Below are 11942 nucleotides of genomic sequence, written 5' to 3'. Positions count from 1 at the left end.
GGGTGCGGCCCGGCGGCGCGACCATCGCGCAGGAGCGGGTCAGTAGGCGATGAAGAGGATCTCCTCGCGGGAGTAGTCGTGGCCGGGATGATTCGCGGCGAGGTGGGCCTTGGTCTTGGCGACCAGATCGTCTTCGTCGGTGCCGACGATGGTTTCACCGCAGGGGCAGTTCAGATTTCGCTTCAAGAGTGATCCTTCCTCCGGATATGGACGGCTCGAACATATTCCACCCGCACCACGGCACGGGTCTGCGGCTGGCACGAACGAGCGCTTGGTCATCGTAGCCAGCCCGACCGAGCGCACGGAACCCCCCGACCGCGCGGAAGCGGCCCGCGCCCTATCGAGCGCGGGCCGCGAACGATTCCGCGTCGGTCACCCGGCTACGGGGTGGAGTATCCGATCAGCGCGCCGATACCCGCCCCGATCGGGACGGTGACAAGGGCGCCGACGCCGCCGAGGAAGAACCCGAGAACAGCGCCGATACCCGCGCCGACCAGCGCCCCGATACCGGCGTTGTACTGCTTGCGGGCCAGTGTGTCGGAGGCTTCGTCGATGGTCTGTGCGGTCTGCGCGGTCGCCGATTGCGGCGTGAGCGTGAGCGTGCGGCCCTCGGCGTCGATCCGCGCGGTGAGCGCGACGGTCTGCCCGGCGGCACTGAGGCCGAGCGGAATCGTGGTGACGACATTTCCCGCGCCGTCGGCGAGCGTCACCGACGCGGCGTCGGAGGCCAGTGTGAACCGACCGGCCTCCACGGTGGTCGCGACCCCCGTGCCGTCGGCGGTGGCCGCCGCGACGTAACCGATGCCGTGCTCGACTCCGTGCACGCCGACGCCGGTATCCGGTACCGGCTGTGCCTGGACGGCGCCGGCGGTGATGCCGGTGGCGCCGATGGCGAGTAGAGCAGTGGCGGCGAACTTGTTGGCTCTCATTGCTTTCCCCATATTCCGTCGGCCGGTCGTGCGCCGACTTTTCCCCTGACGGCCGGATCTCGGCACCCCCATTCTTGCTCAGCCGACCGCTGTGCCGGTAGGTTTCGATCACATCGCGCGCATGACCGTCGCCGGGATCTCGTGGTACTCGATCGTGCTTGCCCGCGAACGACTTTCGATTCGCGCAGGTTCGCCGGACCGATGCCGGTCGTGTTGTCGAATCCGGTCGGGCGAACACCGCCGTGCGCCGCCGGTGTTCGCCCACACACGGATTGCCGCCGGGACTGCGCAGGTGGATCGGTGCCGAACTCCTCGTCGGGAGCCCTCGACTCGAGATCTTCGCTCGAAATATCTTACCGGCGAATAGGTTTGCCATTCGATCGCCCCAGCCGGTAGTTCCGTGAGCAACGTGGGCGCTCACTCGGGGTCATGGGGACAACCGCGCCGCCGAGCCGTTCGATCTGTCCAACCGGAGCATCGCCGACGAGCGAGCATGAACGGCCGAGTCGCCCGGAGATGTCGAATCATAATCGGGCGTCGTTGATTGGCCGACTTGTAGTGTGCTCGGAAAGCCGGAGTGGTCGGCTGGTGTGGATGAAGGGATGCCGGATGTCGGATGCGTCGATCGAGGTTCTCCTGGAGGACTTCGAGAATAAGGACAACTGGGATCTCGGAGGTTCGGGGGCCGGGCAGACACATATCACCACATTCGCGGAGGGCGCGCCGAGTAAGGAGCCGGGGGTGTACGCCAACGGTGCGGCGGGCGCCGACTACCGCGCTGTCGCGCTGCTGGTCCGGTCGGCCGCGGACGGCCTCGATATCGAGTTGCTTCCCAAACCGGGTGCGGCGTTCGCCATCCCCGGGCGACTCGAGGAACTGAACCTGTGGGTTCGTTCGCCGCACGCCTCGATCCGGGTTTTCGCGCGGGTCGGCGGTGGCGCCGAGGAACAGGAGCTGTCTCTCGGGCGCATCGCCGCCAACGGTGAATGGCAGCGGGCCGGACACGAGTTACCCGAGCCCGTCGACGCCGTGGACGTGCTCGGGTTACGAATTCGGTTGACCGAGGTCGTCAAGCGGGCGGGTGAGGTCATGATCCTGCTCGACGACCTCACCGCGCGCACGCGCCGGTAGGGGAACGGTCGGCGACTCGCGGATTCCAGCGGCTGTCGATGACGAGTCCGGTCAGGCCGACGGCGATACACGCGGCCGAGACGGCGAGCATGGCGGGATGGGTTCCGCCGACCAGGGCGGCGGCGAGGACGACCGTCGCCACCGTGCCGGGCGTCGATCCGACGAGCGAGGCGCTGAGATAGGGCCAGAAGCGGACCGAGGAGAGCGCGCAACAGTAGTTCACCACCGAGAACGGGGCGAAGGAGACAAGGCGCAGCGATCCGACCGCGAGCCAGCCTCGTCGCTGTAGCCGCGCATCGATCGCCTGGAGGGCGGGATGGGTGAGTCGCGAGACGACATGATCGCGGTCCAGTGCGCGAACCGACAGCAGCGCGAGTGCGGCGGCGACGGTGGTCGCGGTCAGGGCGACGATGCTGCCGAGTAGCGGACCGAACAGGAGGCCGCACGTCACCGTGAGCACGGTGCGCGGAATCGGCGCGGTGGCAGCCACGGCGTAGATGGTGAAGAAGACCAGGGGGAACCAGGGCCCGACCGATTCCGCCCACTCCTGGATGCGTCGCGGACCAGGTAGCGGAATCAGCACCGCCGCGACGAACAGGAGGCCGACGCCGAGAAGTAGCGCGACGATACGCCGGTTGCGGATGAGCCAGGTCACTCGAGCGAGGTTACCGGTTGGTAGTGGCGGCCAGGATCAACCGTCGACGCCGCTGCCGCTAGCATCAAAGGAAACGGGACGAATGCTCGTTAACCGAAGTGCTTGCTGAGCTGGGCGAATGCTTCGGTAATGGGTGCGCACAGTGGGTGCGCCATCTCGAGTGGAAGAGGGAAAGCAGTGCCGATTGCTTCAGAGCCGGCCGCGGAGCCGGTGCCGGAGTACGCCGCATGGCGTAAGGGAGTGGCCGGTGTGCTGGCGAAGGCCCGTCGGGTCGAGGTCGCCGAATTGCCGGAGGAGCCCGAGCGCCTGCTCGCGGAGACCACCTACGACGGACTCACCGTCGCCCCTTTGTACACCCGTCGAGACGAGTTGCCGGAGCAGCCGCTGCCCGGAGCGTTCCCCTACGTGCGCGGTCGCGACGCGACCCGTGACGTGCATCGCGGCTGGTATGTGACCGCGCCTGTCACCGAGGCCGATGCGAGCGCGGCCAACAGGGAACTCCTGTTCGGTTTGGAGAACGGTCACAGCGCGGCGTGGATCGTCGCGGGGGAGCGCGGGGTGCCGGTGGCGCAGTTGCCGACCGCGCTCGCCGGACTGCTCTTCGAACTCGCGCCGCTCACCCTGAGCGCGGGCGCTGCTGTCAGCGAGGCCGCCACGCGGGTTTTCGCGGTGCTCGACGAGTACAAGACGCCGGACCGGCAGGCGATCACGGTCGCCCTCGGCGCGGCCCCGCTGACGAGCCGCTACGCCGGAATCGACGACGCCGGACTGCCGGAGACGCTGACCCTCGCCGACCAGGCGATCGCACGACCGGAGACGGTGCGCGCGATCACGGTGGACGGCACCGTCTTCCACGACGCCGGCGCTTCCGATGCCCAGGAACTGGGCGCGGCGGTGGCCGCGGGCCTGGAATACCTGCGGGCGCTCAGTCCCGGCCGCGATATCGCGGATGTGCTCGGCCAGTTGGAATTCCGCTACGCCGCGACCGACGACCAGTTCGCGACCATCGCGAAATTCCGTGCCGCGCGCCAGCTCTGGGCTCGGGTGGCGCACGTGTGCGGCGCGCCCGCGTTCGGTGCCGCGCCCCAGCACGCGGTGACCTCGGCGGCCATGATGACCCAGCGTGACCCGTGGGTGAATCTGCTGCGCACCACGCTGGCGGCCTTCGGTGCTGGAGTCGGCGGCGCGGACACCGTGACGGTGCTGCCCTTCGATTCCGCGCTACCCGCCGGTGAGCTGGGCGTCTCGAAAGCGTTCTCCGACCGCATGGCGCGCAATACCCAGCTACTGCTGCTCGAGGAATCGCGTCTCGGACATGTCCAGGATCCCGGCGCGGGCTCCTGGTATGTCGAGGATCTCACCGCCGCTCTCGCGGAGAAGGCGTGGGAGTTCATGCGCGAACTCGAGGCCGCGGGCGGCTATCTGGCCGCATTGGACTCGGGTCTGCTCGCCGAGCGGATCGCCGAGACCAGGGCGGCGCGCGATGCCGATGTCGCACACCGCAAGACCGCGGTCACGGGAGTGAACGAATTCCCGAATCTGGCCGAGAAGCCGCTCTCGGAAGCGGCCCGCGAGAGTGGCCTCGCCACCCGCTACGGCGCGGCGTTCGAGCAACTGCGCAACCGTTCCGATGCCTACCTGGCGGCTACCGGTGCGCGGCCGACGGCGCTGCTGGTGCCGCTCGGCACGGTGGCCGAACACAATGTGCGGGTCACCTTCATCGCGAACCTGCTGGCCTCCGGCGGTATCGAATCGATCAACCCCGGACCGCTCGAGGCGGACGGAATCGGCGCCGCGGCAACCGAATCGGGCGCCACGATCGCGGTGCTGTGCGGCTCGGACAAGCGTTACGGCACCGACGCGGGCGCGGCCGTCGAGGCCCTGCGCGCGGCCGGTGTCGACACGGTACTGCTGGCCGGTGCGGCGAAGGCGGTCGCCGAACTGAGTGAGACACAGCGCCCGGACGGATACCTCGCCGCGAAGATCGACGCGGTCGCGGCACTGTCCGGCCTGCTGGAGAAGGTGGGAGCCTGATGACTACGCGCGAAGTCGAACATGTGATCGGCAGTTTCGCGGAGGTGCCGCTGCACGAGCGCGCCCCGGAACCCGCCGCGGTGGATGCCGCGCAGGTGAAGGAATTCGTCGCCGAGGCGGCCGAAGCCAATCACTACACCCCCGATCAGTTGGTCTGGGCGACCCCCGAGGGCATCGACGTGCCGCCGGTGTTCACCAAGGCCGATCGGGACGCCATCGCGGCCGAGGGCTATCCGCTCGACAGCGTGCCCGGTGTCGCGCCGTTCCTGCGCGGTCCGTACCCGACCATGTACGTGAACCAGCCGTGGACGATCCGCCAGTACGCGGGCTTCTCCACCGCCGCCGATTCCAATGCCTTCTACCGCCGCAATCTGCAGGCGGGCCAGAAGGGTCTCTCGGTGGCCTTCGACCTGGCGACGCACCGCGGTTACGACTCCGACCACCCGCGGGTGCAGGGCGACGTGGGCATGGCCGGTGTCGCCATCGATTCGATCCTCGATATGCGTCAGCTCTTCGATCACATTCCGCTGGACCAGGTTTCGGTGTCGATGACGATGAACGGCGCGGTGCTGCCGATTCTCGCCCTCTACGTCGTGGCCGCCGAGGAGCAGGGCGTCACGCCCGAACAACTGGCCGGAACCATTCAGAACGACATTCTGAAGGAGTTCATGGTCCGCAACACCTACATCTACCCGCCCAAGCCATCGATGCGGATCATCTCCGACATCTTCGCCTACACCAGCACGAAGATGCCGAAGTTCAACTCGATCTCCATCTCCGGCTACCACATTCAGGAGGCGGGCGCGACCGCCGACCTGGAATTGGCCTACACCCTCGCCGACGGCGTGGAATACATCCGGGCCGGTATCGAGGCGGGTATGGAGGTGGACAAGTTCGCGCCGCGGCTGTCCTTCTTCTGGGCCATCGGCATGAACTTCTTCATGGAGGTCGCCAAACTCCGTGCGGGACGGCTGCTCTGGAGTGAGCTGGTCGCGAAGTTCAACCCCAAGAGCGCGAAATCGCTGTCGCTGCGCACCCATTCGCAGACTTCCGGCTGGTCCCTGACCGCCCAGGACGCCTACAACAATGTGGCGCGCACCTGCATCGAGGCGATGGCCGCGACCCAGGGCCACACCCAGTCGCTGCACACCAACGCCCTCGACGAGGCGCTCGCGCTGCCGACGGATTTCTCCGCGCGCATCGCCCGCAATACCCAGCTGTTGATCCAGCAGGAGTCCAACACCACTCGGCCGATCGACCCGTGGGGCGGTTCGTACTACGTCGAATGGCTCACCCACCAGCTGGCCGACCGGGCTCGGGCGCATATCGCCGAGGTGGAGGCGCACGGCGGTATGGCCCAGGCCATCGGCGAGGGCATCCCCAAGCTGCGCATCGAAGAAGCCGCCGCGCGCACCCAGGCCCGCATCGACACCGGGCAGCAGCCGGTGATCGGCGTGAACAAGTACCAGGTCGAACAGGATCAGCAGGTCGAGGTACTCAAGGTCGAGAACTCCCGCGTGCGTGCCGAGCAGATCGAGAAGTTGCGGCGGCTGCGCGCGGAGCGGGATTCGGCCGCCGTCGAGCGGGCGCTGAGCGAATTGACCCGTGCGGCGGCCTCTTCGGAGGGCGGTATGCGGAACAATCTGCTCGCCCTCGCGATCGACGCCGCGCGCGCCAAGGCCACCGTCGGCGAGATCTCCGACGCGCTGGAGAAGGTCTACGGCAGGCATCAGGCCGAGATCCGTACTCTGTCCGGTGTGTACCGCGACGCGGCAGGGAAGGTCACCAACATCACCACGGCCAGTGCGCTCATCGAGGAATTCGCGGAGGCCGAAGGTCGCCGCCCGCGTATCCTCGTCGCGAAAATGGGTCAGGACGGGCACGATCGAGGACAGAAGGTGATCGCCACCGCCTTCGCCGACCTCGGCTTCGACGTCGACGTGGGCCCGCTGTTCCAGACTCCCGAAGAGGTGGCGCAGCAGGCGGCCGATAACGACGTGCACGTCGTCGGTGTCAACTCGCTCGCGGCAGGCCACCTCACGCTGGTGCCCGCCTTGCGGCAGGCACTGGCCGATGTCGGTCGTCCCGACATCATGATCGTCGTCGGCGGCGTCATCCCGCCCGGCGATTTCGAGGAGCTCTACGAGGCGGGCGCGGCCGCGATCTTCCCACCCGGCACCGTCATCGCCGACGCGGCGATCGACCTGCTGAAGAAGCTCAGCGTCGCGCTCGGCCACAGCGACAGCCACGGCGCGGACTCCGCCACAGCCGAATGAGCGAAGCGGGTTCGGCCGCCCCGCAGCGGGCGGCCACGCGCCGTGCGATCGATGTCGACGCACTCGCCGAGGCGGTCCGCGACAACGAGCGGGCCGCCCTGGCGCGGGCCATCACCCTGGTGGAGTCGACCAGGGCCGACCACCGGGAGTTGGCGCAGCGGCTGCTGCTGAAACTCACCCCGGAGGTGCAGGGTTCGGCGAGCACCGTGGTGTCCAATCGTGTCGGCATCACCGGTGTTCCCGGTGTCGGCAAGTCGACGTTCATCGACGCGCTCGGCATGTACCTGATCGCCAAGGGACATCGGGTGGCGGTACTGGCCGTCGACCCGTCCTCCACCCGCACCGGCGGATCCATCCTCGGCGACAAGACCCGGATGGCGCGGCTGTCGGTGGAACGCGACGCCTTCATCCGGCCCTCGCCGACCGCGGGCACGCTGGGCGGCGTGGCCAAGGCCACCCGCGAAACCATCGTGCTGCTCGAGGCCGCGGGTTACGACGTGATCCTGGTGGAGACGGTCGGCGTCGGGCAGTCCGAGGTCACCGTCGCCGATATGGTCGACGTCTTCTGCTTCCTGACCCTGGCCCGCACCGGGGATCAGTTGCAGGGCATCAAGAAAGGCGTGCTCGAACTCGCCGACCTGGTCGCGGTGAACAAGGCCGACGGCAAACACGAGATCGAGGCGAAGGCCGCGGCCCGCGAACTCGCGGGCGCGCTGCGGCTGATCCACCCGCACGACGCGCTGTGGCGCCCACCGGTTCTCACCATGAGCGGGCTGGAAGGTGTCGGCCTGGACAAGTTCTGGGACACCGTCCTCGAGCATCGCCGGGTCCTCACCGACGCGGGCGAATTCGACGAGAAGCGCCGCCGTCAGCAGGTCGACTGGACCTGGACCATGGTGCACGACCAGTTGCTGCGCCGTCTCGCCGACAATCCGCGGGTGAAATCCCTTCGCGCCCAGGTCGAAAAGCAGGTTCGCGAAGGCACCCTCACCGCGGCTCTTGCCGCACAGCAGATCCTGGACGCGTTCGACGGTTCCTGAGTCGGGGTATCAGCGGGTGTCGTCGTCAACTGCCCGTGGGAAGCAGCGGCCCCACCGCTTCGGCTATTTCGGTGACGTTGTCACAGGGCGACAGTCCGCGTGGATGCGTGCCGCGCGGGTCGTCCACCAGGATGAAGAGCGAACCGGATTTCATCTCGATATTGACGGTGCAGCCGCCGGGGACATCGGGACGCGCCTCGTACCGCAGCGCCTTTCGCCCGCTGATGGTGGTCGCGGTGGCCGAGGGGAATTTCTCGCGCACCGCGGCGAGGGTCGTGTCGGTGGTCTGCACGCGGAAGGTGTAGGAACTCGCGGCGACGTAGAGGCACCCTTTCCAGGTGGAGCCGCCGGAATTGTCCAGCCGTGGCTGCGGTGCGCGAGCATCCCAGCGGTGCTGTGCCAGGAACTGGGGCGTCAACGCGGCGCACGGGTCGAAACCGATGGAGCCCGAACCCGCGCTCGATGATGCCCCCACCGCGGTGGTGGTCGTGACCGGCGGGGGCGTGGTCGGCATGGCTGTGCCGGCCTCGCCGCACGAGGTGAGGGCAAGCGAGAGGGCGAGCACGCCGAGCCCGGCTGCCCACCGCCGACGGTCTCGACGGGTCACTACCGAATCTCCCTGAGCCTGCGCGCGAAATCCTCGTCGGTGCGCTCGTAGGTCTCGCGAATCGTCGTGAGCAGCGACTGGATATCGCGGGCGACGGCGATGTAGTCGGCCAGGGTGTCATAGGCGTTGTTGGGACCGCCGAACGCCTTCTCCTTGAACAGGGTGACCAATTCGCGCGCCGACGACAGCCGTGCGACATCCTCGCCGAGCCCCCAGGTCGCGCGTTCGCCGAGGGCGCGCGCGTCGTTCTGGGCCAGGGACAGATCGAGAATCAGATCCTCGCAGGCCTTGTCGAGATCGAGGAAGGCCTGCGGTTCCATCCGCACTGTCAACGCCCCCGACTTCGCGTCCTCGATGAATGCCCCGAACGGGCTCTCCACGGCCATCAGGTCGCCCCTTCCACTAGTCGCGTTTGCCCATAGAGACGCACGCGCCCGGAGAACGGTTCCATCGAAACACAGATCCGGCCGGTCGTATCGTGCGATTCGGATTCGACCCGCGGACCGCTAGAACTCCGATTCCCGCACCCCCGGTTTCCGGGACGGGGGTTCGGGCGGCGAGGAACGGACGAGCGCGATACTGGTCAGCAGCCGTGCGGCGTGTTCGTCGAACCGTTCCCGCGATACCGCGATCGATCCGGTCAGCCAGGGCCGGTACAGGTAGGCCAGCGATCCGAAGATCGCGTTGGCGTTGAGGACGCTGTCGGTGTGGTCCGGTGCGCGGTTGCGGTAATCGCCCGCGCCGATCGTCAATGCGATGGGCGCGGTGAACAATTCGATGAGTTCGTCGGCGCGTGCGGTGAGCGCCGGGGTGGCCTGCGATTCCACGAACATGATCCGGCCGCGGCGGCGATCCTCGGTGAGGAAATCGGTGAACGCCGCGACGCAGTACTGGAACATGGCGTCACGATCGATGGGCGCGGTGGTGAGGGCGTCGAGGAGGCTGTCGCGCGCCGCGAGCACCACGGTCTCCAGCACGGTGGTCATCAGGGCGTCGAGGTTGGGGAAACTCTCGTAGAAGTAGCGCTCGGTGAGTCCGGCTTGGCGGCAGACGCCGCGCATGGAGGTTTCGCCCGCGCCGACGGTGCCCATCAGCTCGATGCCCGCGGTGATCAGCTGTTCGCGGCGCGCGGTGACTCGCTCGGCGGGGGCCAGCCCGCGCCAGCGTCGGGTGCCGGGCTGGGTTGCGTCCGATTCGGCGACCATACTGCTGATCTTCTCATATCCGGAAGTTGACATCATCTGATGTTGACATCACGTGATTTCAGAAATACATTTCGAGAGTCCGGTTTCATCGACGAGACGTGAGGACCATCCGATGGGTTCCGCTGCATATACCGATCAGGCGCATGCCATCCACGCCCGTGATGTCAGCTTCGATTTCGACTCGGTGCCCATGCACTACATACCGGGCGAGGTCATGGCGACGCACATGATCAACGTGATGCACCTGGTACTTCCCGAGGGGGAGCGTGCCATGGCGCAGGCGCTGGCCGAGGCGCTGCCGCTGATCTCCGACGAGCGCCTCGCCGAGGAGGTGCGCGGGTTCATCGGCCAGGAATCCATGCACGCGAGTTCGCACGAGCAGGCGCGCAAGCAGCTGGAACGGCTCGGGCTCGACGTCGGCCCGATGGTCGAGCTGATGTCCTGGATGACCGACCGGATGCTCGGCGATCACGGGCTCACCGGTCGCGCCAAGCACGCGTGGCTGTGCGAGCGGCTCGCGCTGTTCGCGGGGATGGAGCATTACACCGCGGTGATCGGCGAATGGCTGCTCACCAACGACAAACTCGAATCGGCCGGCATGCATCCGGCGATGCTCGACCTGATCCGCTGGCACGGCGCCGAAGAGGTCGAACACCGCAGTGTGGTCTACGACGCCTACATGTACGTCGACGGCGGCTACGCCAGGAAGGCGCGGCAGGCCATGATCGCGAGTGTGGGTCTGGTCGCCCTGTTCGTCGCCTCCGGCGGCTACCTGTTCCATCGTGATCCGGAGCCGAGCAAGGGCCGGTGGTGGCCGTTGCAGTTGGCGAGCGCGTCGGTGCGCGGTGTCGTCCCGAGTCTGACGACCTTCTTCACCGAGATCCCGCGCTATCTGCGCCCCGGTTTCCATCCCTCCCAGCTGGGGCCGATGGATAACGCGCTGCGCTACCTCGCGCAGTCGCCCGCCGCGCGAGGCGGAGTGTCGTGAGCGAGGGGTTCCGGCCTGGCACCGGGGTGCGCCTGCTGGCGTCCGCGATGGACGCCTACAAGACGGTTTTCGTGGAAGCCCCGGCGGCGCGAGTGCTTTCGCGTCCGAGTCCGGTACGCCGCAGCGGATACGACCGCACCGTGGTGATCGACCGCGTCGAGACCGTGGCCGACGATGTGGTCCGCCTGACGCTGCGCGATCCGCGGCGCGAGTTGCTTCCCGCGTGGACCCCGGGCGCGCACCTCGACGTATTCCTGCCTTCGGGCAGGCAGCGGCAGTATTCGCTCAACGGAGACCCGGCCGATCGCGCGAGCTACCGGATCGCGGTGCGTCGCATCGCGGACGGCGGCGGCGGATCGGTGGAGGTGCACGACACGCTGCGTGCGGGTGACCCGCTACGAATTCGCGGACCCCGCAACGCTTTCCCGTTCATCGCCGCCGGATCGTATCTGTTCGTCGCGGGCGGAATCGGTATCACGCCGATCCTGCCGATGGTGGCCGAGGCCGCGCGCGCCGGCATCCCGTGGCGGCTGGTGTACGTGGGTCGCTCGCGGGCGAGTATGCCGTTTCTCGCCGAACTGTCGCGGCTGCGCGGCGGGGAACTGGTGGTGCGACCCGACGACGAATTCGGCGTCGCGGCACCCGCGGATCTCGTCGAGTCGGTGCGGGCGGATACCTCGGTGTATGTCTGCGGTCCGCCGGCCCTGATGGACGCGGCGTGCGCGCGGGTGGCCGCCCTCGACCCGGCCGTCGCGCTGCATACCGAGCGTTTCTCCGCGCTTCCCGTGCGCGACGGGGTCGAATTCGATGTCGCGCTGACCCGCACCGGCCGCACCGTGCGGGTCGGCGCGGAGGAGTCCGCGCTCAACGCCATTCGGCGGGTCGTGCCGGGGGTCGCCTACTCCTGTCAGCAGGGCTTCTGCGGAACCTGCAAGGTCGGGGTGCTCGACGGCACGGTCGAGCACCGAGACCGGCTGCTCTCCGACGCCGATCGGCCCGACTCGATGCTCATTTGCGTATCACGCTCACGCGGTGGCGAACTCACGCTCGACCTGTAGTTGCTCGGCGAGCGATGAT

At 67.9% G+C, this 11942-nt stretch carries 12 protein-coding genes; 6 read left to right on the top strand and 6 right to left on the bottom strand.

The window, feature by feature from the left end:
* Positions 1-39: 39 nt before the first annotated feature.
* Both ABZS43_RS09160 and ABZS43_RS09155 read right to left on the bottom strand, forming a co-directional pair.
* The gene (locus tag ABZS43_RS09160) at positions 40-186 is read right to left on the bottom strand and encodes a DUF1059 domain-containing protein (RefSeq protein ID WP_355035312.1); all 147 of its coding nucleotides are present in this window, start codon (positions 184-186) and stop codon (positions 40-42) included.
* A 194-nt stretch (positions 187-380) separates the two neighbouring features.
* Complete coding sequence (locus ABZS43_RS09155) at positions 381-929, bottom strand: hypothetical protein (RefSeq protein WP_355035311.1); 549 nt, start codon at positions 927-929, stop codon at positions 381-383.
* Between the two features lie 609 nt (positions 930-1538).
* Here ABZS43_RS09155 and ABZS43_RS09150 point away from each other — a divergent pair.
* Positions 1539-2060, top strand: coding sequence for a hypothetical protein (locus tag ABZS43_RS09150; protein WP_355035310.1), 522 nt, complete (start codon positions 1539-1541; stop codon positions 2058-2060).
* Here the strand turns inward: ABZS43_RS09150 and ABZS43_RS09145 are convergent.
* On the bottom strand, positions 2038-2715 hold the full coding sequence (locus ABZS43_RS09145) for a TVP38/TMEM64 family protein (RefSeq protein WP_355035309.1): 678 nt from the start codon (positions 2713-2715) through the stop codon (positions 2038-2040). The genes ABZS43_RS09150 and ABZS43_RS09145 overlap by 23 nt on opposite strands.
* A 177-nt stretch (positions 2716-2892) precedes the next feature.
* On the opposite strand from ABZS43_RS09145, the gene ABZS43_RS09140 reads away from it, so the two are divergent.
* From ABZS43_RS09140 to meaB, 3 genes are read left to right on the top strand one after another with little or no spacing between them, the layout of a single operon-like run.
* Positions 2893-4749: a methylmalonyl-CoA mutase family protein gene (locus ABZS43_RS09140; protein ID WP_355035308.1), complete on the top strand. Its 1857-nt coding sequence runs from the start codon at positions 2893-2895 to the stop codon at positions 4747-4749.
* A complete protein-coding gene (scpA, locus tag ABZS43_RS09135; RefSeq protein WP_355035307.1) occupies positions 4749-7025 on the top strand; it encodes a methylmalonyl-CoA mutase in 2277 nt (758 codons plus the stop codon). The genes ABZS43_RS09140 and scpA overlap by 1 nt, the downstream gene beginning before the upstream one ends.
* A complete protein-coding gene (gene meaB / locus ABZS43_RS09130) occupies positions 7022-8065 on the top strand; it encodes a methylmalonyl Co-A mutase-associated GTPase MeaB (RefSeq protein ID WP_355035306.1) in 1044 nt (347 codons plus the stop codon). Before scpA ends, meaB begins: the two co-directional genes overlap by 4 nt.
* 25 nt (positions 8066-8090) lie before the next feature.
* On the opposite strand, the gene ABZS43_RS09125 is transcribed toward meaB, so the two are convergent.
* The 3 genes from ABZS43_RS09125 to ABZS43_RS09115 all read right to left on the bottom strand — a co-directional run bounded on the left by ABZS43_RS09125 (position 8091) and on the right by ABZS43_RS09115 (position 9877).
* A complete protein-coding gene (locus tag ABZS43_RS09125) occupies positions 8091-8672 on the bottom strand; it encodes a DUF3558 domain-containing protein (protein ID WP_355035305.1) in 582 nt (193 codons plus the stop codon).
* Positions 8672-9058, bottom strand: a complete 387-nt coding sequence (locus ABZS43_RS09120) for a hypothetical protein (protein WP_355035304.1) — start codon at positions 9056-9058, stop codon at positions 8672-8674. Before ABZS43_RS09120 ends, ABZS43_RS09125 begins: the two co-directional genes overlap by 1 nt.
* A 120-nt stretch (positions 9059-9178) precedes the next feature.
* On the bottom strand, positions 9179-9877 hold the full coding sequence (locus ABZS43_RS09115; protein ID WP_355035303.1) for a TetR/AcrR family transcriptional regulator: 699 nt from the start codon (positions 9875-9877) through the stop codon (positions 9179-9181).
* Between the two features lie 112 nt (positions 9878-9989).
* On the opposite strand from ABZS43_RS09115, the gene ABZS43_RS09110 reads away from it, so the two are divergent.
* Together ABZS43_RS09110 and ABZS43_RS09105 are read left to right on the top strand one after the other, a co-directional pair.
* On the top strand, positions 9990-10865 hold the full coding sequence (locus ABZS43_RS09110) for a metal-dependent hydrolase (RefSeq protein ID WP_355035302.1): 876 nt from the start codon (positions 9990-9992) through the stop codon (positions 10863-10865).
* Complete coding sequence (locus tag ABZS43_RS09105; RefSeq protein ID WP_355035301.1) at positions 10862-11923, top strand: PDR/VanB family oxidoreductase; 1062 nt, start codon at positions 10862-10864, stop codon at positions 11921-11923. The genes ABZS43_RS09110 and ABZS43_RS09105 overlap by 4 nt, the downstream gene beginning before the upstream one ends.
* The last annotated feature ends 19 nt before the right edge of the window (positions 11924-11942 follow it).

The sequence above is a fragment of the Nocardia sp. NPDC005366 genome (genome assembly GCF_040606855.1).
GTDB lineage: Bacteria > Actinomycetota > Actinomycetes > Mycobacteriales > Mycobacteriaceae > Nocardia.
This window is presented reverse-complemented; position numbering and strand designations above follow the sequence as displayed.